This window comes from Pseudomonas sp., from assembly GCF_002796985.1.
Taxonomy (GTDB): Bacteria; Pseudomonadota; Gammaproteobacteria; order Pseudomonadales; family Pseudomonadaceae; genus Pseudomonas.
Genome location: NZ_PEKX01000002.1, coordinates 417,383 through 443,392, shown reverse-complemented (window position 1 = coordinate 443,392; position 26,010 = coordinate 417,383). Strand labels below are relative to the sequence as shown.

The 26,010-nt window shown below is 66.4% G+C and carries 26 protein-coding genes; 9 read left to right on the top strand and 17 right to left on the bottom strand.

Annotated elements, in window-relative coordinates; translation table 11 throughout:
- Nucleotides 1-8 precede the first annotated feature (8 nt).
- Both maiA and hppD read right to left on the bottom strand, forming a co-directional pair.
- Complete coding sequence (gene maiA / locus CTR55_RS02435; RefSeq protein WP_296283943.1) at nucleotides 9-650, bottom strand: maleylacetoacetate isomerase; 642 nt, start codon at nucleotides 648-650, stop codon at nucleotides 9-11.
- A gap of 51 nt (nucleotides 651-701) precedes the next feature.
- On the bottom strand, nucleotides 702-1,784 hold the full coding sequence (gene hppD / locus CTR55_RS02430) for a 4-hydroxyphenylpyruvate dioxygenase (protein ID WP_296283942.1): 1,083 nt from the start codon (nucleotides 1,782-1,784) through the stop codon (nucleotides 702-704).
- 314 nt (nucleotides 1,785-2,098) lie between these two features.
- Here hppD and CTR55_RS02425 point away from each other — a divergent pair, with 314 nt between their 5' ends.
- The 3 genes from CTR55_RS02425 to CTR55_RS02415 all read left to right on the top strand — a co-directional run bounded on the left by CTR55_RS02425 (nucleotide 2,099) and on the right by CTR55_RS02415 (nucleotide 4,674).
- Entirely contained in the window at nucleotides 2,099-2,866 is a 768-nt protein-coding gene (locus CTR55_RS02425; protein ID WP_296283941.1) for a helix-turn-helix transcriptional regulator, read from the top strand.
- A gap of 655 nt (nucleotides 2,867-3,521) precedes the next feature.
- Nucleotides 3,522-3,683, top strand: a complete 162-nt coding sequence (locus tag CTR55_RS02420; RefSeq protein WP_296283940.1) for a DUF1427 family protein — start codon at nucleotides 3,522-3,524, stop codon at nucleotides 3,681-3,683.
- A gap of 34 nt (nucleotides 3,684-3,717) precedes the next feature.
- Nucleotides 3,718-4,674, top strand: coding sequence for a zinc-binding alcohol dehydrogenase family protein (locus tag CTR55_RS02415; protein ID WP_296283939.1), 957 nt, complete (start codon nucleotides 3,718-3,720; stop codon nucleotides 4,672-4,674).
- Between the two features lie 60 nt (nucleotides 4,675-4,734).
- Here the strand turns inward: CTR55_RS02415 and CTR55_RS02410 are convergent, their stop codons facing one another.
- Together CTR55_RS02410 and CTR55_RS02405 are read right to left on the bottom strand one after the other, a co-directional pair.
- Nucleotides 4,735-5,523: an iron-containing redox enzyme family protein gene (locus CTR55_RS02410; RefSeq protein WP_296283938.1), complete on the bottom strand. Its 789-nt coding sequence runs from the start codon at nucleotides 5,521-5,523 to the stop codon at nucleotides 4,735-4,737.
- Nucleotides 5,524-5,599: 76 nt separating this feature from the next.
- Nucleotides 5,600-8,059 (bottom strand): EAL domain-containing protein, encoded by a 2,460-nt coding sequence (locus CTR55_RS02405; RefSeq protein WP_296283937.1) that lies wholly within the window; start codon nucleotides 8,057-8,059, stop codon nucleotides 5,600-5,602.
- 356 nt (nucleotides 8,060-8,415) lie between these two features.
- Between CTR55_RS02405 and CTR55_RS02400 the strand changes: the two genes are divergently transcribed.
- Together CTR55_RS02400 and CTR55_RS02395 are read left to right on the top strand one after the other, a co-directional pair.
- Nucleotides 8,416-9,519, top strand: a complete 1,104-nt coding sequence (locus CTR55_RS02400; RefSeq protein WP_296283936.1) for a PAS domain-containing protein — start codon at nucleotides 8,416-8,418, stop codon at nucleotides 9,517-9,519.
- Nucleotides 9,520-9,650: 131 nt separating this feature from the next.
- Complete coding sequence (locus tag CTR55_RS02395; protein WP_296283935.1) at nucleotides 9,651-10,538, top strand: class I SAM-dependent methyltransferase; 888 nt, start codon at nucleotides 9,651-9,653, stop codon at nucleotides 10,536-10,538.
- On the opposite strand, the gene CTR55_RS02390 is transcribed toward CTR55_RS02395, so the two are convergent.
- The 5 genes from CTR55_RS02390 to CTR55_RS02370 form a co-directional block, all read right to left on the bottom strand.
- Nucleotides 10,539-12,332, bottom strand: a complete 1,794-nt coding sequence (locus CTR55_RS02390; protein WP_296283934.1) for an ABC transporter ATP-binding protein — start codon at nucleotides 12,330-12,332, stop codon at nucleotides 10,539-10,541.
- Nucleotides 12,325-12,960, bottom strand: a complete 636-nt coding sequence (locus CTR55_RS02385; RefSeq protein WP_296283933.1) for a DsbA family protein — start codon at nucleotides 12,958-12,960, stop codon at nucleotides 12,325-12,327. Before CTR55_RS02385 ends, CTR55_RS02390 begins: the two co-directional genes overlap by 8 nt.
- 3 nt (nucleotides 12,961-12,963) lie before the next feature.
- Nucleotides 12,964-13,899: a rhodanese-related sulfurtransferase gene (locus tag CTR55_RS02380; RefSeq protein WP_296283932.1), complete on the bottom strand. Its 936-nt coding sequence runs from the start codon at nucleotides 13,897-13,899 to the stop codon at nucleotides 12,964-12,966.
- A gap of 150 nt (nucleotides 13,900-14,049) precedes the next feature.
- Nucleotides 14,050-14,358 (bottom strand): BolA family protein, encoded by a 309-nt coding sequence (locus tag CTR55_RS02375; RefSeq protein ID WP_296283931.1) that lies wholly within the window; start codon nucleotides 14,356-14,358, stop codon nucleotides 14,050-14,052.
- Between the two features lie 25 nt (nucleotides 14,359-14,383).
- Nucleotides 14,384-14,896 carry a DUF2059 domain-containing protein gene (locus CTR55_RS02370; protein WP_296283930.1) on the bottom strand — a complete coding sequence of 171 codons (513 nt, stop codon included), beginning with the start codon at nucleotides 14,894-14,896 and terminating at the stop codon, nucleotides 14,384-14,386.
- Nucleotides 14,897-15,063: 167 nt separating this feature from the next.
- Between CTR55_RS02370 and CTR55_RS02365 the strand changes: the two genes are divergently transcribed.
- The 4 genes from CTR55_RS02365 to aqpZ all read left to right on the top strand — a co-directional run bounded on the left by CTR55_RS02365 (nucleotide 15,064) and on the right by aqpZ (nucleotide 19,097).
- A complete protein-coding gene (locus tag CTR55_RS02365; RefSeq protein WP_296283929.1) occupies nucleotides 15,064-16,077 on the top strand; it encodes a DUF2804 domain-containing protein in 1,014 nt (337 codons plus the stop codon).
- Between the two features lie 133 nt (nucleotides 16,078-16,210).
- Nucleotides 16,211-17,605 carry a class II fumarate hydratase gene (locus tag CTR55_RS02360; protein WP_296283928.1) on the top strand — a complete coding sequence of 465 codons (1,395 nt, stop codon included), beginning with the start codon at nucleotides 16,211-16,213 and terminating at the stop codon, nucleotides 17,603-17,605.
- Complete coding sequence (locus CTR55_RS02355; RefSeq protein ID WP_296283927.1) at nucleotides 17,598-18,221, top strand: NAD(P)H-dependent oxidoreductase; 624 nt, start codon at nucleotides 17,598-17,600, stop codon at nucleotides 18,219-18,221. Before CTR55_RS02360 ends, CTR55_RS02355 begins: the two co-directional genes overlap by 8 nt.
- A gap of 192 nt (nucleotides 18,222-18,413) precedes the next feature.
- Complete coding sequence (gene aqpZ, locus CTR55_RS02350) at nucleotides 18,414-19,097, top strand: aquaporin Z (protein WP_296283926.1); 684 nt, start codon at nucleotides 18,414-18,416, stop codon at nucleotides 19,095-19,097.
- A gap of 180 nt (nucleotides 19,098-19,277) precedes the next feature.
- On the opposite strand, the gene CTR55_RS02345 is transcribed toward aqpZ, so the two are convergent.
- The 8 genes from CTR55_RS02345 to ssuE form a co-directional block, all read right to left on the bottom strand.
- Complete coding sequence (locus tag CTR55_RS02345) at nucleotides 19,278-20,237, bottom strand: DMT family transporter (protein WP_296283925.1); 960 nt, start codon at nucleotides 20,235-20,237, stop codon at nucleotides 19,278-19,280.
- Nucleotides 20,238-20,330: 93 nt separating this feature from the next.
- Nucleotides 20,331-20,750, bottom strand: coding sequence for an MAPEG family protein (locus tag CTR55_RS02340; protein WP_296283924.1), 420 nt, complete (start codon nucleotides 20,748-20,750; stop codon nucleotides 20,331-20,333).
- Nucleotides 20,751-21,009: 259 nt separating this feature from the next.
- Entirely contained in the window at nucleotides 21,010-21,225 is a 216-nt protein-coding gene (locus CTR55_RS02335; RefSeq protein WP_152224774.1) for a TOBE domain-containing protein, read from the bottom strand.
- 39 nt (nucleotides 21,226-21,264) lie between these two features.
- A complete protein-coding gene (ssuB, locus tag CTR55_RS02330) occupies nucleotides 21,265-22,077 on the bottom strand; it encodes an aliphatic sulfonates ABC transporter ATP-binding protein (RefSeq protein ID WP_296283923.1) in 813 nt (270 codons plus the stop codon).
- Nucleotides 22,074-22,862, bottom strand: a complete 789-nt coding sequence (ssuC, locus tag CTR55_RS02325; protein WP_138212749.1) for an aliphatic sulfonate ABC transporter permease SsuC — start codon at nucleotides 22,860-22,862, stop codon at nucleotides 22,074-22,076. Before ssuC ends, ssuB begins: the two co-directional genes overlap by 4 nt.
- A 99-nt stretch (nucleotides 22,863-22,961) precedes the next feature.
- Nucleotides 22,962-24,110 (bottom strand): FMNH2-dependent alkanesulfonate monooxygenase, encoded by a 1,149-nt coding sequence (gene ssuD, locus CTR55_RS02320; protein WP_296283922.1) that lies wholly within the window; start codon nucleotides 24,108-24,110, stop codon nucleotides 22,962-22,964.
- Between the two features lie 168 nt (nucleotides 24,111-24,278).
- Nucleotides 24,279-25,241, bottom strand: coding sequence for a sulfonate ABC transporter substrate-binding protein (locus tag CTR55_RS02315; protein WP_296283921.1), 963 nt, complete (start codon nucleotides 25,239-25,241; stop codon nucleotides 24,279-24,281).
- Between the two features lie 157 nt (nucleotides 25,242-25,398).
- Complete coding sequence (gene ssuE / locus CTR55_RS02310; RefSeq protein WP_296283920.1) at nucleotides 25,399-25,992, bottom strand: NADPH-dependent FMN reductase; 594 nt, start codon at nucleotides 25,990-25,992, stop codon at nucleotides 25,399-25,401.
- Nucleotides 25,993-26,010 lie beyond the last annotated feature (18 nt).

Genomic DNA, 26,010 nt, shown 5'->3' with positions numbered 1-26,010 from the left:
CCCGCCCATCACTGGGCGTCCGGCTGTGCCTCCGGGGCGGCCTGCTGGAAAGCTTCGAGGGGCTCGCAGCGCGCGGCGATGGCGAGCAGGCGGGGGCAAGCGGAGAGGTCGCAGTCGAAGCGGCGGGCGTTGTACAGCTGGGGAATCAGGCAGGCCTCGAAGTAGCCGGGGCGCTCGCCGAGTGACAGCGGGCCGCTCCAGTTGGCGACGCCCTCTTCCACCGCGTGCAGGCCGGTTTCGACCCAGTGCCGTATCCACGCACTTTTCGCCTCGTCCGCCACACCCAGCGGGCCGCTGAGGTATTGCAGCACGCGCAGATTGTTCAGCGGGTGGATGTCGCAAGCGATATGCAGGGCCAGCGCACGGACCTGCGCGCGTTGCAGCGCATCGCGCGGCAGCAGGCCGGGTTGTGGATGGGTTTCGTCGAGGTATTCGAGGATCGCCAGGGACTGGGCGATGCGTGCGTCGCCTTCCACCAACAAGGGCACCAGCTCCTGCGGGTTGAGCGCCTTGTAGTCGGCGGCGTGCTGCTGGCCACCGTCCTTCACCAGGTGCACCGGCACCTGGCGGTAGGCCAGGCCCTTCAGCCCGAGGGCGATGCGCACGCGGTAGGCGGCGCTGGAGCGCCAGTAGGAATACAGGGTGAGCATGATGTTCTCCGTGGGCGACCACGCTATGCGCGCGGCCGCCCGGCAAGCGAGTTACTGGTCGGAGATCACGCCACGGCGGATCTGGTCTTCCTCGATGGATTCGAACAGAGCCTTGAAGTTGCCCTCGCCGAAGCCCTGGTTGCCCTTGCGCTGGATGATCTCGAAGAAGATCGGGCCGATCACCGTATTGGTGAAAATCTGCAGCAGGATGCCGTCATCGCCCGGTGCACCGTCGATCAGGATGCTCAGCTCGCGCAGTTGCTCCAGCGGCTCGCCGTGGCCCGCGACGCGGGTGTCGACCTTGGCGTAGTAGGTGTCCGGGGTGCTCATGAAGTCCACGCCGTTGGCGCGCAACTGGCGCACGGTGGCGTAGATGTCGTCGGTGGTCAGGGCGATGTGCTGGATGCCTTCGCCGTGGTACTCACGGATGAATTCCTCGATCTGCGACTTGTCGTCCGCCGACTCGTTGATCGGGATGCGGATCTTGCCGCAGGGCGCGGTCATCGCGCGGGACAGCAGGCCGGTGAGCTTGCCTTCGATGTCGAAGTAGCGGATCTCGCGGAAGTTGGCGATGCGCTCGTAGAAGCCGGACCAGACATCCATCTGGCCGCGCTTGACGTTGTGGGTCAGGTGATCGATGCACAGCAGGCCGACGGCGTTGTCCTGGGCGGTGCGGCCTTCGATGAACTCGAAGTCGACGTCGTAGATGCTCTTGTCGCCGTAACGGTCGACGAGGTACAGCAGCGAGCCACCAATGCCTTCGACGCAGGGGATATTCAGCTCGCCAAAGTTGGCGTGGCTGCCCACCAGTCTGGCGCCCTGGGACTCGACATAGGCAGCAGCCTGGCCGGCGTTCTTCACCCGGAAGGCCATGGCGCAGGCGCTCGGGCCGTGCTTCTTGGCAAATTCGTGGACGTGGCCAGTAGGGCTGCCGTTGAGCACGATGTTGATGTCGTTCTGCTGGAACAGGAAGACTTCCTTGGAGCGGTGCTTGGCGGTCTCGGTAAAGCCCATGCCGGTAAACAGCTGGCGCAGTTGCTCGATGCCCTGGGCGTCGGGGGCGGTGAACTCGACGAACTCGAAGCCGTCGGTGCCGATGGGATTGTGTTGTGCGATCTTGGACACGGCGTTCATCCGGCCTCCTCGTTGTCGTTATCGGCTGGCTCGGCGCGGGGCCGTCCAGGCGTCTGGAATACCGTCATCACAACCGGCGGCGGGCGCCGGAACAAGCCGGGTGCGAGCTGCCCGCCGCATGGTTGCGCCGGTAGCCCGGCAAGAAATCCTTACGCCGTCCAGAGCCCCGTGCGGCATGCCGCCGCACCGTAAAGAATTCGTGACAAGGTGGTGTGCCAGCCTGCCAGTGCGAATGCCACGCTCTCGTCAGGCTGCCGCGCGGCGGCTACCATGCGGCCCATCTCCCCTGCCCGAACCGGACTAAGGCCCGCACTATGGCCCGCGCCGCTCCCCCTGATTTCGAAGCCACTCCGGCGTCCTTGCGTGCCCTGGCCCGCAGCTACCCGCGCGGCCTGCACATCGAGCCGCACTCCCACGACTGGGGGCAGGTGCTCTATGCGATGTCCGGGGTGATGTGGCTGGAGACGCCGTCCGAAGCACTGCTGGTGCCGCCGAATCGCGCCGTCTGGCTACCGCCGCAGGTGCCCCATGGCATCCGCGTGGTCAGCGAACTGCAGATGCGCAACATCTACCTGCGGCCGGGGACGGCGGATTCCCTCGGCGAACAGGTACAGGCGTTCGAGGTGAGCGGGCTGCTGCGCGAGCTGATCGTCAAGCTGGTGGAGCATGAGCGCGAACCGGACACCGAGTATTACCAGGCGCTGTCGCAACTGGCCGTGCTGGAGCTGCAACGCGCGCGCAGCCTGCTGTTGCGCGTGCCGCTGCCGGACGACTCCGACCGCCGCCTGCTGAACCTGTGCCTGGCAGTGATGGCCGAGCCGAGCCAGGAGGTTTCCTTCGAGCAGCACGCCGCCGACGCCGGCGCCAGCGTGCGCACCCTCGCCCGCCTGTTCCAGCACAGCCTGGGCATGGGCTTCGCCCAGTGGCGCCGGCAGGTGCAGTTGGCCACGGCGGTGGCGCAGCTCAACGAGGGCATCGCGGTAAGCCAGATAGCCCATGGGCTGGGGTATCAGCCGGGGAGTTTCAGCGAGATGTTCCGCCGTGAATTGGGCGTGGCGCCTTCGGAGTATTGCGCGCGGTAGCGCGATGCTTTTCGTAGGAGCGAGCTTGCTCGCGAACTGGATGGGCACGGCGCTATGCGTTCGCGAGCAAGCTCGCTCCTACGAAGTGCCCCACCCAACGATCCAGCGCTGGCTTTGGTTCTGAAGACTTCCAGAGAAATACCAGCGCACTCCAGACCGCCCCGTTCAGGAGGCCTCGTTGAAGCGGAGTTTCAGGGGTTGAGCGACATGGATGTCGCGAGAGCTGCGATGGGCCAGGGATGGCCCTTCGCAGCGTGCCCCTGAAACTTCGCTTCAACGAGGGTATTTTTCGCCTGAGCGAAAAACCGGATGTCCGGGGCAAGACTTTTTGGTTCCTTTTGTGGCGTTTGACAAAAGGGACTCGCCCGAGGGGGCGAAACCAGAAGTCCGCGCGCACGCCGAAGCGACGCAGAAACTCCCAAACCAACGCAGCAGACCTGCAACGCCAGAGCAAGAGAAAGCGCCGGCCCTGTCGGTGGATCGCGCCCATGGGGCGCTCCTACAGGTCGAATCCGAGCAGCACCTGACACGCCCATCCAATACACCCCACCCACATCTGTCCGATATTCCGAAGCCAATGACCGGCGGCGCCCCGGCGCGGCTCCTAGACTGGATCCATTCCCGCCAGCCGCCGGAACCACCCGCGGAGAACAGCATGAGTTACCTGGTTTCACTGGCCATCGGCATCGCCGTCGGCCTCGCCTACCACTTCCTCGACTTCCGTTCGCCGGCGCCGCCGCTGGTGGCGCTGGTCGGCCTGCTGGGCATGCAGATCGGCGAAAACGCCCTGCCGCTGCTGACCCGCTGGCTCTCCTGATTCGATTCCCCCCTTGCTGCCACGGAACCTTGCCATGAAAGCCCTGCAATTCGACCGTACCGGCGACCTCGCCGCCCTGAGCTTCACCGAGATCGCCGACCCGCTACCCGCCGCCGACGAAGTGCTGGTGGAAATCCACGCCGCCGGCCTCAACCCCAGCGACGTGAAGAACGTCCTCGGCCGCTTCCCCTACACCACCCTGCCCCGCGTGCCCGGCCGTGACTTCGCCGGCACCGTGGTGAAGGGCCCGGCCGAGCTGCTGGGCAAGTCCGTCTGGGGTACCGGCCGGGGGCTGGGCTTCACCCGCAACGGCAGCCACGCCCAGTTGATGAGCGTACCGGCCGGCGGCGTGGCGCTGATGCCCGAGCGCATGAGCTTCGCCCAGGCCGCCAGCTGCGGCGTGCCCTTCACCACCGCCTGGGACGCGCTGGAGCGCAGCCAGGTCGGCGCCGGCACCCGCCTGCTGGTGATCGGCTCCGGCGCCGTTGGCGCGGCAGCCATTTCCCTGGCCAAGGCCCGAGGCGCCCAGGTGCTGGGCGCGGTGCGGCGCACCGAAGCACAGGCGGAGCTGCAGGCCCGGGGTGTACCGAGCCTTCTGCTGGGTTCGGCGGAAACCCTGGCGGCGCAGGTGGAGGAACACTTCCCCGGCGGCGCCGAGGTGATTTTCGACACCACCGGTTTCTGGCTGCCGGCAGCGGTTTCCGCCCTGGCCACATTCGGTCGCATCGCGATCATCGCCGCACCGGTCGACGGCCACGTGCAGCTGCCGGCCCTGGCGCTGTATCGCCGTGGCGGTTTGGTGGTGGGGGTGAATTCGCTGCTGTACGACACACTTGCCTGCGCGGCGATGCTGCGCCAGTTCGGCCAGTGGTTCGACGACGGCAGGCTGCCGCTGCCCACCGGCCTGCGCGAAGTGCCGCTGAGCGAGGGCGTGCAGCGTTACCACGAGGTCAACGAGGGGAGCAGCGAGAAGATTATTCTGGTGCCTTGATATAGGTCTTCGGCGGCCGGGGAGCCCCACTCCGATCAACCAGCAATCCCCCGACCTGCCCTACCCCGCCACCTGCATCGAACCCCGCCGCACATCGCCCTGCGCCTGCTCCAGCGCCAGGCACTGGTCGAGGAACAGGCGCATGTAGCCGTAGCTCTTGCAGATCGCCTCGCGCAGCGCCAGGCAGCGCGGCATGGCGAGCTGCGGGCCGCAGAGAGTGCAGATGATCTCCAGGGCTTCCCAGGGGTGATCGTCGTCGTAGCGGGCGTGCATCCTCAGCCAGCGCATGGCGTCCTTGCGGGTGCCGGCCGGGAGCGTTCGTTCATAGGTGTCGGTGGAGCAGACCAGCGCCGACCAGTCGCCGGTGGCGCCTTCGATGGCGTAGTTGGTCGCCGCCATGGCCAGCGCCAGCTCCTCGGTGGCGCAGCTGTGCCAGCACCAGTGGCCGAGGGCGTGGAGTTCGGCGGGTACCAGTTGGGCCTTGAGTTCGGCCAGGGTGACGCCGTAGGCCTCGGCCCAGCGCAGCCAGTAGTCGGCGTGGTTGAGTTCGACGCGGATGTTGCGCATCAGCCAGCGCCGCGCCATGTCTTCACCGGGGCTGCGGCCGAAGCGGGTCTTGAGCAGGTTGTGGGACATGTACAGGGGGAACTGCTCCACCACCTGCCAGCCGCCGATGAGGAAGGCGCGCATCGCCTGGCGGCTCAGTTGGCCGTCGCGCATTCGCGCATAAAGCGGATGCGCGACCACCGCCAGCCGGCTGGCCTCGCACTCCTGCACCAGGCGCTGTGCCCAGTGCGGGTAACTGGAAAGGTCCTTGAGCGGCCCACTGCGAACAAAGGTGTCGTTCATCCAAGGCTCCGTTGCTGGTCGATCCCTGCAAGCACCGGTAAGGCAGGCCTCAGATTAGTCCTCTCTTGTCGGCACGTCACCGTCCGGAGGTTGTGTCGGAGGCCACCGCTGCGACCTGAATCTCACGCAGGAAGCTCCGGTTGAACGGCTGCGGCCTGGCCAGGCCGTATCCCTGGGCGTAATCGATGCCGATCTCGCGCAGTACATCGAGGATCTCCTGCGTCTCGACGAACTCCGCCACCGTGCGCTTGCCCATCACATGGCCGATCTGGTTGATCATCTGGACCATGGCGCGGTCGATGGGGTCCTTCAGCATGTCCTTGATGAAACTGCCATCGATCTTCAGGTAGTCCACCGGCAAATGCTTGAGGTAGACGAAGGAGGACATGCCGGCGCAGAAGTCGTCCAGCGAGAAGCGGTAGCCCAGCGCCTTGAGTTCCTGGATGAAGCGCGTGGCGTTGACCAGGTTGGCGATGGCGCTGGTTTCGGTGATCTCGAAGCAAACGCTGGCCGGCTCGATGCCGTAGCGCGGCTGCGCCTCGCGGAGGAAGTCGAGGAAGGTGTCGTCACCGATGGTCGCGCCGGAGAGGTTGATGGCGCAGGTATGGATCGGTTCGTAACCGCTGTCGGCAATGCGCTCTGCCAGGGTCCGGAAGGCGTTCTCGACCACCCAGCGGTCGATGTCCGGCATCAGCCCGTAGCGCTCGGCGGCTGGGATGAAGTTGATCGGCGCCACCAACCGGCCGCTTTCATCATTCAGGCGCAGCAGCAGTTCAACGTGGGCGCCCTCTGTCGCGCGCTCATCGACCGGGAAGATCGACTGGGCGAAGAGGCAGAAGCGCTCTTCTTCCAGCGCCAGGCGGATGCGCTGCACCCAGGCCATCTCGCCGACGCGGTTGGACAACTCAGTGTCGTCCGGACGGAACACCTGAGCGCGGTTACGGCCCTTTTCCTTGGCCATGTAGCAGGCCATGTCGGCGCAGCGCAGCGCCTCTTCCACCGACACCAGCATCACCGAGATGTGCACCACGCCAATGCTGACGGTGATGCTGAAGCCCCGGCCTTCCCACATGAAGTACAGGGCCTGCACGGTCAGGCGGATACGTTCGGCGATCTGCACCGCCATGTCCGGGGGGCAGTGCTGGAGGAGAATGCCGAACTCATCGCCGCCCAGGCGCGCCAAAGTGTCGCCATCGCGCAGGCATTGCTGCAGCACCGAGCAGACCTGGCGCAGCAGTTCGTCGCCGGCGGCGTGTCCACAGGTGTCGTTGACCAACTTGAACTGGTCCAGGTCCAGGTACATCAGCGAGTGCTGGTCGTGGGAATCCGCCGAGCTTTCCAGTGCCTGTTTCAGGCGGAATTCGAACTCGCGGCGGTTGGTCAGGCCGGTCAGCGCATCGTGGGTCGCCTGCCAGGACAGGCTGGCCATGTACTGCCGCTCGCGGGTCATGTCGTGCAGCACCAGCACCACGCCGACCACCCGGCCATCGGCATGGATGGGGGTAGCGACCAGGGTCACCGCCACGCTGGTGCCATCCAGGCGCTGGATCATCTTGCTGGTTTCGTTGCCACCGTCCACCTCGCCACGCAGGATCTGCCCCACCAGCGGCAAGCCCTCGACCTGGGAGTTCTCGTCGAACACCCGCAGCAGCGAGCGCAGTGGCAGGCCGACAGCCATGGAGTTGTCCCAGCCGATCAGCCGCTCGGCCGCCGAGTTGAAGTAGGCGATGCACTCATATTCGTCGAGGGTGACCACGCCGTCGCCGATGGCCGCCAGGGTGGTCTGCGCGCGCTCCCGCTCGGTGTCCAGCGCACTTTCGAAGGCGCGCTGCTGGTGCAGCAGCTTGCGGGTGCGCCACACCGCCAGGAGGATCAGCGCCAGGCCGGTCAGGCCGTTGAGCACCAGCAACACCCACATGATCATCCGCGAGCCCTGCCCGAGCGCGGCGGCGAAGGCCATGGCGGCGGGAGTGACGCCGTCGTTGACCGCCTGGATGCGGCTGTTCCAGTAGCTCAGGTCACCGGGGCGGACGTCATTGGCACGGATCTTCGCGCTCATCTCGTCGGCCAGTTGCTCCAGCTGGTCGAGGTAGGCGTCGCCGATGATCCACATCTTCACCGCCTGGTCGAAATAGCTGTACTCGTGGAAGTAGCGGTACAGCCAGATCAGCCCGTTGATGTCGTCGGGATGGATGCCCCCCTGAAGCGCACCGACGCGGGCCAGTTCCAGGTCGGGCTGGCTGAGATCGAGCGCGTCGCGGAAGATGTGGTCGCCCTGGGGGATGGCAATGGCGGTGCGGTAACGCTCGTAATCCGAAGGGTCACGGGTCTGGCCGTAAAGCTGCAGGTAATGAATGGCGTCCTTCTGGCCCTTGGACCAGAGACTCTCGCCACCGACATAGGCGCGCACGCCAGAGAGGATAAAGAAGCTGCCGCTGCCGATCAGCGTCTGTAGCAGGACCACGACCATGAACGGCCAGACCAGCTTGAGCAGACGCGTCGTACGTCGGGTCGGCAACAGTCCCAATGCATCCATAACCAGTTTCGACTTCCTTCTTCTGATCCCTGCCAGGCCACAGGGGAGGAGCGCCCGCTCCACCTCGGGGACTTTTCTGTCAGACCGCCCCTTCTTAACTTCTAGCCGATCGCGGGGATTCCTCAAACTCCCAGGCATGACGCTTGGTCGGCTGGACACTCTCCGTCCGGCAGAAGGGTGCCGGGAACCCTCCGCAAACGCCCTCTCCCGGGCCGCCGGGTGGGCTCTCGAGCGCCAGCCGATTAGTGGCCTTGCGACAGCAAGGGCCATGTGCCATACCTCAGTCGATCGTGCAATCTGCAAAGTGCAATCTGCACGATGCAAAGTGCAATCCCCAAACAACCGATGGAGCGGCCATGCCACGGCGGGATATGGATAGGCAGTACGACCGGCTGGTGGGCCTGACCTACGAGTGCGTGCTCGACGAGGGCAACTGGCTGCCGCTGCTCACCGAGTTGATCCCCTCCAGCGGCCGCCAGCAGGGCGCCCTGCTGTTCTGGGACCAGACCGAGAGCGGCGCGCTGGCCAGTGAGATCAACCTCTGCGACCCCGGCGCCATCGAGATCTACAACCGCGAGTTCTGCACCATCGACCCGTCCAAGGGCTTCATGCTCCACCGGCCGGTCGGCCACTGGTACCACGACCGCGAGGAGTACGGCCCGCAGCGCATGGCCCGCGACCCGTACTACCAGGAATTCCAGCGGCCCAACGGCATGCACAACGTGTCCTGCCTGAAGCTGAACGAGCAGGCCAGTTCCGGCGTCTACCTGTCGGTACTGACCAGCCTCGGCGCGCGCTATCCCGACCCGCTGGAACAGACCCTGCTGACCCGCCTGAGCGAACACCTCACCCGCGCCGCGCGCATGTTCGGGCGCATCGACCAGATGCGCCAGGAGCTCGCCCACCGCAACCTGCTGCTGGACCAGCACCCCACGCCGCTCTGGCTGCTGGAAGGCAACGCCCGCGTGCTCTACGCCAACCAGGCGGCGCAACAGCGGCTCGGGCTGCGCGCCGGGCTGTTCCATGAAGTCTTCGGCCGCCTGCACTGCCGCCAGTACGACGCCAAACTCCAGGCCCTGGTGCGCCAAGCCGCGCCGCGCACCGGCAAGGGCAAGGCCGGCTGGCTGCCGCTGGGCGATGGCAGCGGGCAGGAACTGCTGGTCACCCCGGTGCCCGCCGAGGCGAGCTTCAACCAGCCCTTCCAGCGCCCGTTGGTGCTGCTCGCACTGCTCGACGCGCACCGACAGAGCCAACTGCTCGGCGAACTGTTCGGCCTCACCCCGGCCGAGCAACGCCTGGGCGCCCTGCTGGTGCGCGGGCTTGCACCGGAACATTGCGCCGACCAGCTCGGCACCTCGATCAACACAGTGCGCAGCCAACTGCGCGCGCTGTTCCGCAAGACCTGCACCAGCCGCCAGGCCGAACTGGTCAGCCTGCTGGTGCGGCTGGGGCAGCGCTGAATTTTCGTGGCCGTCATTCATTCAGATGATGGCCCGGGGCCAAACGGTCCCTAAGGTGTTGGACGGACCACCGGCCAGGCCGGCGAGTGGCGTACTCATTTCACTGAGCAGTGCATCCCAGGTGAACGGCAATGGACAATCGCACTCAGCAGCAACCAGGTTCGCTTACCGAAGCCATCGAGCAACTCGAACAGCAGCTGCGTCATCTGCGCGATGACGAAACCGACCTGCTGGCGCTCGCCACGGGCAGCGCCACGCCACCGGAAGCGCCGCGCGTGGTGCCCTTCCCCCGGCGGCGTGAACGACCGATGGGCGAAGGCGCCGGCAACGCCGTGCTGATGGACTATCTCTATGGCATCGACAGCACCTTGCGCTCGCTGCTGCCCGACGGCCCGACCGAGGAACTGTTCCGCTATGCCAGTTCCGCCCCCGCATCCCGCGCGCTGCGCTCGCGCCGCCAACTGCTGGCGCGGGAGATCGACCGCTGCTGCGACCATCTCAGCGGCCAGGCACGCATCCTCTGCGTAGGCTGTGGGCACTTGCGCGAGGTGGAGCTGGCGCGCTCGCTGCGTCATGGGCACTTCGCCGAATTCACCGCCCTGGATGCCCAGGTACTGTCCCTGCAGACGGTCGAAGCCAGCTACGCCGCCCTCGGCATCCAGACCCAGCAATGCACCCTGGATGACCTGTTCTACAGCCGTCAGGACCTCTGCCATTTCGACCTGATCTACTCGCCGGGCCTCTACGAGGTGCTGGACGACCAGGATGCCCGCGACCTGACTCGCAACCTGTTTGCCCGCCTGTTGCCCGGCGGGCGCCTGCTGATGGGCAACTTCCTGCCCAACGTGCCGAATATCGCCTACCTCGAAGGCCTGCTGGACTGGCACCCGCACTACCGCAGCGACGCCTCGCTGCTCGACCTGCTGCTGGGCATTCCCTACAACGACATCGGCAGCGCGCGGGTCTTCCACGACCTGGGCAATTGCGTGGCCTTCCTCGAGGTCACCCGCTACGGCTGATCAGCCCTGCTGCAGGTGGCCGTACAGGCGGGCGTAGAGCCCGCCTTCAGCGATCAGTTGCTGGTGATCACCGTCCTCGGCGATACGTCCGCCGTCGAACACCAGCACGCGGTCGGCCTGTTTCACCGCGGACAGGCGGTGGGCGATGATCAGCGTGGTGCGGCCTTCGAGGAAGCGCTCCAGCGCCTGGTGCAGGGCGTATTCGGTGGCGGCGTCGAGGGCCGAGGTCGCCTCGTCGAGAATCACCACCTTCGGTTCGGCGAGCACCATGCGGGCAATCGCCAGGCGCTGCCGCTGGCCGCCGGAGAGGCGCACGCCGGAACGCCCGACCACGCTGTCCAGCCCTTGCGGCAAGGCGTGGATGGTGTCCGCCAACTGCGCCACTTCCAATGCGCGCCAGCAGGCTTCGTCGCTGCGCTCGCGGCCCATGGTCAGGTTGGCGCGCACCGTGTCGTTGAACAGCGCCGGATGCTGCAGCACCACGGCGACCTGCTCGCGCACGCAGTCCAGGCCGATCTCCTCCAGTGCCGCGCCGCCGTAGCGGATGCTGCCGGACTGCGGCTGGTAGAGGCCGAGCAGCAGTTGCACCAGGGTGCTCTTGCCGCCGCCACTGGCGCCGACGATGGCGACCTTCTCGCCGGGGGCGATGTCCAGGTCGAGGCCGTCCAGCACCCGCTCGTCGCGGTAGGCGAAACTCAGGTCGCGCACCTGGATGCCGACGCTGGTCTGCCCGGCGAAGGGATCGCGGCGGTGCTGGTAATGCGGCTCATCGGCGCGGGCCAGCAACTCGTTGATACGGGCCAGCGCGCCACCGGCGGCGTAATAGGCGTACTGCAGACTGAGCAGTTGTTCGACCGGGCCGATCATGAACCAGAGGTAGCTGAACACCGCCAGCATCTGGCCGATGGACAGGTCGGAGAACAGCACGGTGACCATCGCCGCGGCGCGGAACAGGTCGATGCCAAACTGGAACAGCAGGCCGCTGGCGCGCCCGGCCGCATCGCTCTTCCACTGCGAGGCGACAGCGTAGTCGCGCACCTCGCGGGCACGCACGCCAAGGCGGCCGAGGAAGAAGCCCTGGCGGTTGCCGGCGCGCACTTCCTGGATCGCTTCGAGGGTTTCGGTGAGGGCCTGGGTGAAGCGCGCCGTGCTGTCGTTCTCCAGCTTCTTCAGGTGCTTCACGCGCTTGCCCAGCTGCACCGTGGCAAAGATCACCAGCGGGTTGAACAGCAGGATCAGCAGCGCCAGTTTCCAGTGCATCCAGATCAGGATGCCGGCGGTGCCGCAGAGGGTCAGCAGCGCCACCAGGAAGCGGCTCAGGGTGTCGCCGACGAACTTGTCGAGGGTGTCGAGATCGGTCACCAGATGCGCGCTGACCGAGCCGCCGCCAAGGGTCTCGTACTCGCCCAGGGCGATGCGTTTCAGCCTTTCGATCAGGCGCAGGCGGATGCGGTACACCACGTCCTTGGACAGCCGGGCGAACAACTTGGCCTGCAGCACGTTGAACACCAGCGCGCAGCTGCGCAGCACCAGGGTCACCAGCAGCATCAGGCCGATGTAGCCGGCGGGTTTATGCCAGCCTTCGGGCAGCCAGTGGTTCATCACCTGCAGGGCGGCGTCACCCTTGCCCAGCAGCACTTCATCCACCAGCAGCGGCAGCAGCAACGGGATAGGCACGCTGCAGGCGGTGGCCAGGACGGCAACCAGGTTGGCGAGGAGCAGGGCCTTGCGGTGACGGAAAGCGAGCCGGCGAATCTCCGCCCAGCTCAGGCGGTCAGCGGCCAGCTCAGGCATGCCGCCCGCGCTCCAGCCAGCGCTCCAGCAGCGGGGCGAGTTCGCCCAGCGGCTGGTAACCGTTGGTCAGAAGGGCCAGTTGGCCATCGCGCTCGGCCAGCAGCGTGGGGAAGCCGGCGATGCCCAGGTCGCGCGCCCAGGAGAAGTCGGCCAGGGTTGCCAGGTGGTTGTCCTGGCTGTCGAAGGCTTCGGCGAACTCGATGCGCGGCAGCCCGGCACGTTCGGCCAGTTCGCTGAGAACGCTGGCCTGGGTGACGTCGCGGCCCTGCGCATAGAAAGCCTGCTGGATTTCGCTGACCAGCGCCCAGGCGCAGTCCTCGTCCAGGCGGCGCGCGGTGACGACCGCCCGACAGGCCGGCTCGGTGTCGTAGACGAAGCCGTCGGGCAAGGCGTTTTCGAAGCGGAACGGCTGGCCGGTGGCGTCGTGCACCGCGTGCCAGTGTTCGAGGATGTAGCGCTTGGTGGTCGGTTCCAGCGCGGCGCCCTGCCCCGTGCGCAGCCCGCCCATCACCAGCGCCAGCGGCACACCGGCGGCGCGCGCCTGCTCAATCAGCTGCCCGGCTACCGGAGCGAAGCCCCAGCACCAGGAGCACATCGGGTCCATCACATAGAGCAGGCGGCTGGTCATGGATCAGATCTCCGCGCGAGGGTCACGGCCAATGGGGTGCGGCTGGTTGCGCTCGCGCGCCAGCTCGATCTGCTTCTGCCGCTCGCGGGCGCTGGCGCGGGTCTTCTCCGACAGCGAATCCCAGCAATGCGGGCAACTGATGCCCGGCGCGTAATGCTCAGAGGCGCGTTCCAGGGCCGAGATCGGGTTGCGGCAGGCATGGCACTGATCGTAGTCGCCCTCGCTCAGGTCATGGCGCACGGTCACCCGGTTGTCGAACACGAAGCAGTCGCCGCGCCAGAGGGTCTGCGCCTCGGGCACTTCTTCCAAGTACTTGAGGATGCCGCCCTTGAGGTGGAAAACCTCTTCGAAGCCTTCGCTCAGCATGTAGCTCGACGCCTTCTCGCAGCGGATGCCGCCGGTGCAGAACATCGCGACCTTCTTGTGCTTCGCCGGGTCGTAGTGCTCGCGGATGTAGTCGGGGAATTCGCGGAACGACTTGGTCTTCGGGTCGACGGCGCCCTCGAAGGTGCCGATGGCCACTTCGTAGTCGTTGCGGGTGTCGATCAGCAGCACTTCCGGGTCGGAAATCAGCGCGTTCCAGTCCTTGGGCTCGACGTAGGTGCCGACCTTGGCGTTCGGGTCCACGCCCGGCACGCCGAGGGTGACGATTTCCTTCTTCAGCTTGACCTTGGTGCGGTAGAACGGCTGCTCGTCGCACCAGGACTCCTTGTGGTCGACGTCGGCCAGGCGCGGGTCGTTGCGCAACCAGGCGAGCAGGCCGTCAATACCGGCGCGGGTACCAGAGACGGTGCCGTTGATGCCTTCTTCGGCGAGCAGCAGGGTGCCCTTCACGCCGTTGTCCAGCAGGGCCTGCAGCAGGGGTTCGCGCAGGGCGACGTAGTCGGGCAGGGAGACGAACTTGTACAACGCCGCGACAACGATTCTTTCGGTGGTCATGCATCACTCCAGTGGTCACCCGCGTAAAGGGCGGACCGGGCTCAATCAGAACAAAAGCTGAAAATGACAGCGCCGGCAGGAGCCGGCGCTGGGGGTCGCATTCTACTCGGAGCGGGACGATTACCGCATGCGGCTGGTCAGCGCGCCCGATCAGTGCAGATCGTGCTTGCTGCCACCACGGCAGGTTGGCGAATCGGGCGCCTGGCCCTGCTCCGCCCACTCCTCGGGGGTGTAGGTGTGCATGGCCAGAGCATGAAACTGGCCCATCAGCTCGCCGAGCGCGCCGTAGACCTTCTGGTGCCGCTTCACCGCGTTCAGCCCGGTGAAGGCCGGGCTGACGATCACGGCCTTGTAGTGCGTTTCCTGCCCGCGGCTGTGCATGTGGCTCTCGTCGAACACCTCGAGATGTTGCGGTTCGAGGGCGCCCAGGGCGGACTGGATACGGTCACGCATACTCATGTCAGGCCTCGTACGCTATGGGAAATCAGGGTTTCTTGGCCGGAGCGGCCGGGGCTTTCACGCCCAGCTCCTTGTCCATGTCGGCCATCAGCTTGTTCACCGGCTCCACCGCGGTCTGCAGTTTGGCCTGGGTCAGTTGGGCGGACTCGGCGGTCAGGCGCGGCATCTTCTCCAGTACCTTGCGGCCCAGCGGCGAGGCATAGAAGTCGTTCAGCTGCTTGAGCTCGGATTCGCTGAAGTTGCTGGTGTAGAGCTTGACCAGTTCCGGCTTGAGCTTGTCCCAACCCACGGCGCGGTCCAGTTCGGCATTGGCCTTGGCCTGGTAGCGATCGAGCACGGCCTTCTTGCTGTCCGGCGCCTTGGCCTGGGCGAAGCGCTGGGCGAGCATCTGCTGGACTTGCGAATAGACCGGCACGGTCAGCTTGTCGGCATGGACCTGCTTGAGGAATTTCTCCGCCTCGGCGTTGGCGTCAGCCAGTGCCACGGAACTGAAGCCAACCAGGAGTGCTGCGGTGCAGAGGGAGCGAAGAACGGTCATGGGGCGGTCCTGTGAGTCTGAAGGGTGTCCGGGTGGGACCCGCCATTCTGCGCCTAAGTTCGGAATGCGCTCAAGAGACTGCCAATTGGCCTGGAAGTGACCGGCGTCTCTTGTAGGACAGTTCATGAAACGGCATGCTGCGGCGCGTTGCCACACGGATGTGACCGATGAACATTCTCACCCACCCGCCGACGACCGCTGCCGCGCCGCCCCTGTGCGATGCGCGCGGCCGCCTGAACAGTGCGGCCGTGGGCTGGTCGTCGCGGCCGCAGACGCTGTGTCAGCTCTCCGGCAACGCCGGCCGGCGCAAACGCTGGAACCACTGGTGCATCAACGCGCCGGGCTGGATGCTCTCGATCACCATCGCCGACCTCGACTACCTGGGTTACGGCGCCGTGTACTTCCTCGACCTGGAAACCGGACAGTCGGTGCATCGCACCCAGTTCAGCCCCTTCGGCCTGGGCTGCCACCTGCCCGATATGCCGAACCAGAGCCACCGTTTCGAACACGGCCAACTGTGCCTGGGCTTCGACGAGCAACCCGGCCAGTTGCGCATCACCGCCTGCGCGCCGAACCTAGGCGGTCAGCCGCTGAACCTCGCCCTGGAAGTGCAACGCCCGGCGCACCTGGAGTCGGTCAACCTGGTGGTGCCGATGGACGGCAAATGCTTCCACGCCTGCAGCCGGCAAATGGGCCTGCCGATCAGCGGCAGCCTCACCCTCGGCCACAAGACCTACCACTGCAGCGAAGGCCAGAGCTTTGCCGCACTGGACTTCGGACGCGGCGTCTGGCCCTTCAATACCCACTGGACCCGCGCCGCCTTCGCCGCGCCCGGCGGCATCGCCGGCAACTTCGGCGCCGGCTGGACGGAAAACAGCCACCTGAGCGAGAACGCCCTGTGGTTCGGTGGAGAGTTGCAGCCGCTGCCAGGCCCTGTGGATATCCGCCAGGTGCCGCACGATCCGTTGTCACCCTGGCAATTGCGCGGCGCCGACGAGCGCGTCGAACTCACCTTCACCCCGCGCAAGCTGCACCGCGTCTGCCCGCGCCTGGGCCCGCTGTTCGTCGAGACCAGCCAGTGGTTCGGCCGCTTCGACGGCGCCCTGCGCAGCGACGAAGGCGACCTGGTGCCGGTCAACGGCGCCCTGGGCTGGATCGGCGCCACGAACGCTCGCTGGTGATTACACGTTGGTAAACGCCAGCCGGCGCAATAACGCCTGCTGAAACCGCTCTATCACGCCCATTGAGCCCTTGTGGAACCCGGAACCCGCGCCGCGGCCTAAACTGGCCGAGACCCTTTTCCGGAGAAGCACCATGAGCCGCACCGAAACCGACAGCCTTGGCCCTATCGAAGTCCCCGACGAAGCCTACTGGGGCGCGCAGACCCAACGCTCGCTGGAGAACTTCGCCATCGGCGGGCAGCGCATGCCGCTGGCCGTGGTCCATGCCCTGGCGCTGATCAAGAAGGCCGCCGCTCGCGTGAACGCGCAACTGGGCGAGTTGCCCGAGAACATCACCAGTCTGATCGAGGAAGCCGCCGACGAAGTACTGGCCGGCGAGCACGACGAGCAGTTCCCGCTGGTGGTCTGGCAGACCGGAAGCGGCACCCAGAGCAACATGAACGTCAACGAGGTCATCGCCGGGCGCGCCAACGAGATCGCCGGCAACGGTCGCGGCGGCAAGAAGCCGGTGCACCCCAACGACCATGTGAACCGCGCGCAAAGTTCCAACGACAGCTTCCCCACCGCCATGCACATCGCCGCCGCGCAAGCGGTGCAGCACGACCTGCTGCCGGCCATCGCCGAGCTCAGTGGCGGCCTCGCCCAGCAGGCCGCGCGCCACGCCAACCTGGTGAAGACCGGGCGCACCCACCTGATGGACGCCACGCCCGTCACCTTCGGCCAGGAGCTTTCCGCCTTCGTCGCCCAACTCGACTATGCCGAGCGCGCCCTCCGCGCGGCGCTGCCGGCAGTCTACGAACTGGCCCAGGGCGGCACCGCCGTCGGCACCGGGCTGAACGCGCCGAAGGAATTCGCCGACGCCATCGCCGCCGAGCTGGCCGACCTCTCCGGCCTGCCGTTCGTCTCCGCACCGAACAAGTTCGCCGCCCTCGCCGGCCATGAACCGCTGGTGACCCTGGGCGGCGCCATGAAGACCCTCGCCGTGGCGCTGATGAAGATCGCCAACGACCTGCGCCTGCTTGGCTCCGGCCCGCGCGCGGGCTTTGCCGAAGTGAAGCTGCCGGCCAACGAGCCGGGCTCCTCGATCATGCCCGGCAAGGTCAACCCGACCCAGTGCGAGGCACTGTCGATGCTCGCCTGCCAGGTGTTCGGCAACGATGCCGCGATCACCTTTGCCGCCAGCCAGGGTCACCTGCAGCTCAACGTCTACAAGCCGGTGATCATCCACAACCTGCTGGAATCCGCGCGCCTGCTGGCCGACGGCTGCCGCAACTTCAACAGCCACTGCATCGCCGGCATGCAGCCCGACGCGGCGAAGATGCGCGAACACCTGGAGCGCGGCCTGATGCTGGTAACCGCGCTGAACCCGCACATCGGCTACGACAAGGCCGCCGAGATCGCCAAGAAGGCCTACAGCGAAGGCAAGACCCTGCGCGAAGCCGCGCTGGAACTGGGCTACCTGACCGACGCCGAGTTCGACCAGTGGGTGCGCCCGGAAACCATGCTGGAGGCCGGGCAGAATGGTTGAGCCAACCCGTTCCGGCGCCACCCCCATCGAAGGCGATGGCAAGCGCGTGCTGCTGGTGCTGGGCTCGCCCAAACCTGGCGGCTTCTGCCACGCGCTGGCCGAGGCCTACGCCCACGGCGCCCGCGCCAAGGGCCATGTAGTGCATACGCTCAAGCTCGGCGAACTGAACTTCGACCCGGTGCTGCGCGGCGGCTACGAACTCGGCCAGAAGCTGGAGCCGGACGTGCTCGAAGCCCAGCGGCAGATCCACTGGGCGCAGCATCTGGTATTCGTCTACCCGGTCTGGTGGGGCGGCTTGCCAGCGCTGCTGCAGGGCTTCTTCGACCGCGTGCTGCAACCGGGTTTCGCCTTTCGCTACCGCTCGGTGGAGTCCCGCGAATTCGAGCCGCTATTGAGCGGGCGCACGGCGGACCTGCTGGTCAGCCATGACCAGACCCACTGGCACTACCGCCTGCGCCAGGGCGCCCCGGCGCATCGGCAGATGACCCGCTGCATCCTCGCCCCCTGCGGCATCGCCCTGCACCACCTGGAGGAGTTCAGCCCGGTGCGCGGCTCTAGCGAGGAGCAGCGGCAAACCTGGCTGCGGCGGGCGGAGCAACTGGGTACGCAAGCCTGAGCAAGGTGGCGGATAACGCTTGAGGCGTTATTCGCCCTACCGCCCTGCTCTACACGGGTAACTTTCCGTCGCCACCTTTTGATCCGAATATTCTGACAAAGTCACCGGACTTTCCCTACACCACAACAAACCCGACTTCCCTAGCATGCGCAGGCCCGAATTCCGGGACCTTTCTTTGCCTCTGGAGGCAGCATGCTTCGCAAACTCTCCGCCGAAATGATCGGCACGTTCTGGCTGGTGTTCGGTGGTTGCGGCAGCGCCATCTTCGCGGCCCACGCCATCGGCGTACTGGGTGTCGCCCTGGCCTTCGGCCTGACGGTGGTGACCATGGCCTATGCCATCGGCCCGATCTCCGGCTGCCATCTCAACCCGGCCGTCACCCTCGGCCTGTGGGCCGGCGGCCGCGTCCGCACCCTGGACGTGGTGCCGTACATCGTGGCCCAGGTCATCGGCGGCGTGCTCGCCGGTGCCGTACTGTTCTACATCGCTTCCGGCAAGCCGGGCTTCGATGCGCTGGCCGGCTTTGCCGCCAACGGCTTCGGTGAAGGCTCCCCGACCGGATACAGCCTGCAGTCGGCGCTGTTCATCGAGGTGCTGCTGACCGCGTTCTTCCTGTTCGTGATCATGGGCGCCACTGACAGCAAGCTGGCTCCGGCCGGCTTTGCGCCGATCGCCATCGGCCTGACGCTGACCCTGATCCACCTGATCAGCATCCCGATCGACAACACTTCGGTGAACCCGGCCCGCAGCCTGGGCGTGGCGCTGTTCGCCGACCCGCTGTTCATGAAGCAGCTGTGGCTGTTCTGGGTCGGCCCGCTGGTGGGCGGTGTGATCGGTGCGCTGGTCTACCGCGTGGTGCGTCCGGCCTCTGCCTGATTCACCCTGCACCGCTGATACCAAAACGGGCGCCGTGATGGCGCCCGTTTTCGTTGGTGTCGGCTGTAAGAGCGAGCTTGCTCGCGAACCCACCCAGCTTCACTGCCGCCGGGAAATCCGTTCGCGAGCAAGCTCGCTCCTACACTCGACCTCGTACCGGCGGTGCCGCAGGGCGGAGGCTCAGATGTCAGCGATGCGCGCCCTTCGCGCCCGGTAACTGCGCAGCAGCGAAGGCGCCAGCGCGGTGAGCGCCGAGCCACTGACCACCAACAATGCGCCGACATAGGCCAGGCCGTTGAGGTCTTCGGGCAACACGAACTCCGGCCACAGCGAGGCCGCCAGCGCCACCGAGGCGAAGGTCACCAGCGGTGTGATCGCCAGGGTTGCGCTGACCCGCGAGGCTTCCCAGTGCGCCAGCGCCTCGGCAAAGGCGCCGTAGGCCACCAGGGTATTCAGGCAGCAGGCCAGCAGCAGCCAGCCTTGCAGCGGGGACAGTTCCAGCGCCTCCAGCGGATGCGCCCAGGGCGTGAGCAGCGCGCCGCAGCCCAGGTAGATCACCATCATCACCTGCACCGAGCTCCACTGGGTCAGCAACTGCTTCTGCGCCAGGCCGTAGAAGGTCCAGATGAAGGCGGCGAAGACCACGATGAGCACACCGGTGGTGTACTCGCCGAGCGAGCCGAACAGCTCCGCCAGGCGCTGATTGAAGAACAACCCGAAGCCGAAGATCAGCACCACGAGGCCCAGCGCCTGGCCGACGCTGAAGCTCTCCTTGAAGACGAACAGGCTGCCCAGCAACAGCAGGATCGGCGCGATCTGGATCACCAGTTGGGTGGTGCCCGGCGTGAGCATGCGCAGGCCGATCAGGTAGCAGACGTAGTTGCCGGTCAGGCCGAGAATGGCGACCAGCACCAGGCCCTTGCCGCGCGTGCCCAGGGGCGAGAAGCGCGGCAACTGGCGGGTGAGGCTCAGGTAGATGAGCAGCAGGCCACCGGACACCACCAGGCGAAACCAGGTGACAGTGATCGGGTCCATGACCTTCAGGACTTCCTTGAGCTTGATCGGCAGGATGCCCCAGAGGACGGCGGTGACCAGGGCGAGAAACAGGCCGAACTGCCAGCGGCCGGATGAAACGTGCATGAGTGCCTCGACGCGTGTGCGGTCCGCCATGCTAAGTCATGGCGGTTTCGCCCCATAGGAACAGTTGCGTGGTGCAACTGTTCCGGTCGCCGGTCAGATCAGGGTAGAGAGGCGCAGCAGCCACCAGATCAGGATCAGCAGTTGGACGAAGAAGGCGGCGAAGCGGATCCACACGGCCAGTGCCGAGGTGCTGATCAGGTGAACCGCCGACTGGACGATGCGCGCCACCAGCAGCGCCGGCGCCAGCGGGTCGGTGGTCACCACCTGCTGGGTGACCATGGCGTAGAGCAGCACCGCGCAGAAAAGTGGCACGCTCTCCACGCAGTTGGCATGGGCACGCACCAGGCGCTGGCCGAAGGTGCCAGGGGTGTTGCTGCCGTCGGCGGCGAAGGCGTTGACCTTCATGCGGCCGGACATCACCAGCAGGCCGCGCTGGTTGACCAGCAACAGGACCAGCAGCACGGTCCAGGCGACCAGGCCGAGCAACGCGAAGGCAGAGGGACTCAGGGACATGCGGGACTCCTTTCTCTTGTTGGTTTGAGCGGAGTCTAGGGGAAGTAGAGCAATTGCTCTAGCCGCAAATCACCGGCACAAAGGTGGGGCATTCGTAGGAGCGGACTCCGTCCGCGATGTGCAACCGGCCAGCTCGGAGCAGCCGGAAATCGATCGCGGACGAAGTCCGCTCCTACGCTCATTGGGAATGCCGCGCGCCACCCACAAAAGAAAACGGGCAGTCCGTCGCCGGCCTGCCCGTTCGTGTCCAGCGCCGCACTCACAGCTTGGCGATGGAAACCTCGGTGGATTTCACGAAGGCGATCACTTCGCTGCCGATGGCCAGTTCCAGTTCGCGCACGGAACGGGTGGTGATCACCGAGGTGACGATACCGGCGGCAGTCTGTACGTCGATTTCCGACAGCACATCGCCTTCGACGATTTCCTTGATGGTGCCTTTGAACTGGTTGCGGACGTTGATGGCTTTGATGGTCATGGCGTAGCTCCTTGGGAGAATGGGGGGTTCACGGATTGATCAGAGCGCCCAACGCAGCTGCGTGGGCAGTGGGGAAACGGGTTCCGGTTCGGGCGGCTGGGCCGGCAGCGACAGCACGCGTTCAAGCACTTCGGCCTCCAGCGCGGCCAGCCTGGCCGAGCCACGGGCACGCGGCCGGTGCAGCTCGACATTGAGGTCCAGGCCGACTTCGCCGTCCTCGATGAGGATCACCCGGTCGGCGATGGCCACGGCCTCGCTGACGTCGTGGGTGACCAGCAGCACGGTGAAGCCATGCTGCCGCCAGAGGTTCTCGATCAACTGCTGCATTTCGATGCGGGTCAGGGCATCCAGCGCACCCAGCGGCTCGTCGAGCAGCAACAGGCGCGGCTGGTGGATCAGCGCACGGGCCAGGGCCACGCGTTGCTTCTGGCCGCCGGACAAACCCGCCGGCCACTCGTTGGCGCGGTCGGACAGGCCCACCGCCGCCAGCGCATCCAGCGCCTTGGGTCGCCAGTCGCCCTTGAGGCCCAGGCCGACGTTGTCGATCACCCGCTTCCAGGGCAGCAGGCGCGAATCCTGGAACATCAGGCGGGTCTCTTCACGGGCGCTTTCCAGCGGCGCGGAGCCAGCCAGCAACTGGCCGTCGCTGGCTTCATCCAGCCCGGCCAGCAGGCGCAGCAGGGTGCTCTTGCCGCAGCCGCTGCGGCCGACGATGGCGACGAACTGGCCGGCGGGAATCCGCAGGTCGATGCCCTTGAGCACCTCGCGGTCGCCGAAGCGCTTGCGCACGTTCTCCAGCGCCAGCGGGATGCCTTTCTTGAGTTGCTGAGGTAGATGATTCACGGCATTCATGCCGCACCTCCCTTGACCTGATAGGCCGGGTGCCAGCGCAACCAGATGCGCTCCAGGCCGCGGGCAGCGAGGTCGGCGAGCTTGCCGAGCACGGCGTAGAGCAGGATCGCCAATACCACCACGTCAGTCTGCAGGAACTCCCGTGCGTTCATTGCCAGGTAGCCGATGCCGGAGTTGGCGGAGATGGTCTCGGCGACGATCAGGGTCAGCCACATGAAACCCAGGGCGAAGCGCACGCCCACCAGGATCGAGGGCAGCGCGCCGGGCAGGATCACCTGGCGGAACAGCGCGAAGCCGGACAGCCCGTAGCTGCGCGACATCTCCAGCAGGCCCGGATCGATGTTGCGGATGCCGTGGTAGGTGTTGAGGTAGATGGGGAAGAGCGTGCCGAGGGCGACCAGGAAGATCTTCGCCGACTCGTCGATGCCGAACCACAGGATCACCAGCGGGATCAGCGCCAGGTGCGGCACGTTGCGGATCATCTGCACGGAGCTGTCGAGGAAGCGTTCGCCCCATTGCGACAGGCCGGTGATCAGGCCCAGCACCAGGCCGATGCTGCCGCCGATGACGAAGCCGACGGCGGCGCGCCAGGTGCTGATCGCCAGGTGCTGCCAGAGCTCGCCGCTGACCACCAGGTGGTAGCCGGCCTCGGCCACGGCGCTGGGCGCGGGCAGAATGCGGCTGGACAGCCAGCCGAATTCCACCGCCAGCTGCCAGATGACCACCAGGCCCACCGGCAAGGCCCAGGGCGCGAGGCGCTGGGCAAGGTTGTTGGTAACGCTCATCTCATCTCTCCGGATTCTTCGGTCGCTACGTAGGGCGCATAACGCGCCAGCGTTATCCGCCACGGCGGATGAAGCGTTCCGCTTCATCCGCCCTACGGGTCAGCTGGCGGACGTGGCCTTGGGCAGGATGTCGTTCGCGACCATCTCGCCGAACGGGCTGACGTAGCCACGCGCCTGCGGTGCCTGTGCCTGAGCCAGTTCCAGATGCGGGAAGAGCAGTTCGGCGACCCGGTAGGACTCTTCCAGGTGCGGGTAGCCGGAGAAGATGAAGGTGTCGATGCCGAGGTCCGCGTACTCCTTCACGCGCGCCGCCACGGTCGGGCCATCGCCAACCAATGCGGTACCCGCGCCGCCACGCACCAGGCCAACACCGGCCCAGAGGTTGGGGCTGACTTCCAGGTTGTCCTTGTTGCCGCCGTGCAGGGCGGCCATGCGTTGCTGGCCGACGGAATCGAAGCGTGCCAGCGAGGCCTGGGCGCGGGTGATGGTGTCGTCGTCCAGGTGAGAGATCAGGCGGTCGGCGGCCTGCCAGGCTTCGGCGTTGGTCTCGCGAACGATCACGTGCAGGCGGATGCCGAAGCGCACCGTCCGGCCTTGCTTGGCAGCCTTCTCACGGACCTGGGCGATCTTCTCGGCGACGGCGGCCGGCGGTTCGCCCCAGGTCAGGTACAGCTCGACCTGCTCGGCGGCCAGATCCTGGGCGGCATCGGAAGAGCCACCGAAATACAGCGGCGGACGCGGCTGCTGGATCGGCGGATAGAGCAGCTTGGCGCCCTTCACCTGCAGGTGCTTGCCGTCGTAGTCGACGGTCTCTCCTTCCAGCACGCGGCGCCAGATGCGGGTGAACTCGACCGAGGCTTCGTAGCGCTCGGCGTGGCTCAGGTGCAGGCCATCGCCGGCCAGTTCATCCGGGTCACCACCGGTCACCAGGTTGAACAGCGCGCGGCCGCCGGAGAGCCGGTCGAGGGTGGCGGCCTGGCGGGCGGCCACGGTCGGGGAAATGATGCCCGGGCGCAGGGCGACCAGGAACTTCAGGCGCTGGGTCACCGGGATCAGCGAGGCAGCGACCAGCCAGGAGTCCTCGCAGGAGCGGCCGGTGGGGATCAGCACGCCGCCGAAACCGAGGCGGTCGGCGGCCTGGGCGACCTGTTGCAGATAACCATGGTCCACGGCGCGGGCGCCTTCGGCGGTACCCAGGTAGTGGCCGTCGCCGTGGGTCGGCAGGAACCAGAAGATGTTCAGACTCATCGCAGTAACTCCAGTTAAGCGCGCCGGCGTGGCGTAGCCGCGCGATGATGGGATTCGGGTGTTTCGTGTTGCCTTTGTAGGAGCGAGCTTGCTCGCGAACGGATTTCCCGGAAGCTCTTGAGCCGGGCGGGTTCGCGAGCAAGCTCGCTCCTACGAAAAGCGGGGCGGTTACTGGGCGGCCACCTTGGCCGGCGCCGTCCAGACCACGTCCTTGATGCTCAGCGCCTTCGGGATCAACTTCAGTTGAGTGAAGGTGTCGGCGATCTTCTGTTGCGCGGCGGTGACTTCCGGGGTGATCGGCTGGGCGCCATAGCCCTGGCGTTTCACGGCGGTGAAGGTGATGTCCGCCGGCAGGCCGAGCAGCGGCGCGACCTGATCGGTGACCTGCTGCGGGTTCTGTTGCGACCACTCGCCCACTGAACGCACTTCGTCGATCAGGGTGGTGATCACCTGCGGGTGGTTGGTCGCGTAGGGGCGGGTCGCCAGGTAGAACTGGTGGTTATCCACAAGGCCGCTGCCATCCACCAGGGTGCGGGCGGAGAGCTGCTTCTCGGCGGCGGCCTGGTACGGGTCCCAGATCACCCAGGCATCCACGCTGCCGCGCTCGAAGGCGGCGCGGGCGTCGGCCGGCGGCAGGTACACGGGCTGGATGTCGGTGTATTTCAGGCCGGCTTTCTCCAGGGCGCGTACCAGCAGGTAATGCACGTTGGAGCCCTTGTTCAGGGCGACCTTCTTGCCCTTGAGTTCGGCGAGGGATTGGATCGGCGAATCCTTGGGCAGCAGGATCGCCTCGCTGGTCGGTGCCGGCGGTTCGTGGGCGACGTAGACCAGATCGGCGCCAGCGGCCTGGGCGAATACCGGCGGGGTTTCGCCGGTGACGCCGAAGTCGATGCTGCCGACGTTGAGGCCTTCCAGCAGTTGCGGGCCGCCGGGGAACTCGGTCCATTGCACCTTGACGCCCTGCTCGGCCAGGCGCTTCTCCAGCGTGCCGCGAGCCTTGAGCAGCACCAGGGTGCCGTACTTCTGGTAGCCGATACGCACGGTACCGGGTTGTTCGTCTGCCTGGGCGTTGTAGGACAGGGCCGCAATCAGCAGGGCCGCCAGTCCACTACGCAAAGTGAGGGTCCGCATGGAGTGCTCCTTTATCGAGTGTGCTTGCCGGACCTGCGGTCCCGTTGACGGGACAGTGAGGGCCTGTAGTTGTTTGAAGCTGTGGGTTTGACACAGTGGCCGCCTGCCGGGTCGGGGCTTGGCGTACACCTGCGTTGGGTCCGGTTCCGGGTGTGGCTCAGATGCTCCAGCGGGCGTTGATCAGCCGTTCGTTGAGCAGGTTCGGGTCGATGGGTTTGGGCCGGCGCGCCAGGGCGCCGTGGAACTGTTCCAGGGATTCCAGCAGGCGGTGTTCGAGGGTCGGTTCCAGGCGCGCCGGGGTATTGCCCTCGGGGTATTGCACCTGGCGCTCCTCGGCGAACACGCCGTGCAGGGTTTCCTGGGCCTTCAACGCGGCGAGGACCGGCTTGAGCGCGTAGTCCACCGCCAGCATGTGAGCGTTGCTGCCGCCAGTGGCCAGGGGCAGCACTACCTTGTGTGCCAGGGCGCGCTCTGGCAGCAGGTCGAGAATGACCTTCAGCGCACCGGCGATGGACGCCTTGTACACCGGGGTGGAAATCACCAGGCCGTCGGCGCGCAGGACTTGTTCTATCAGCTCGACCACCCGCGGGCTGTCGAAGCGTGCGTGCAGCAGGTCGTCCGCCGGGAAGTCGTGCACGGAGTAGGAGCGCACCTCGGCACCGTGGGCGTGCAGCCAGTTCCGCGCGATGTCCAGCAGGACACCGGAACGGGAACGCTGGCTCGGGCTGCCGGCAAGGGTGACTACATACATCTGCACGCTTCCTTATAA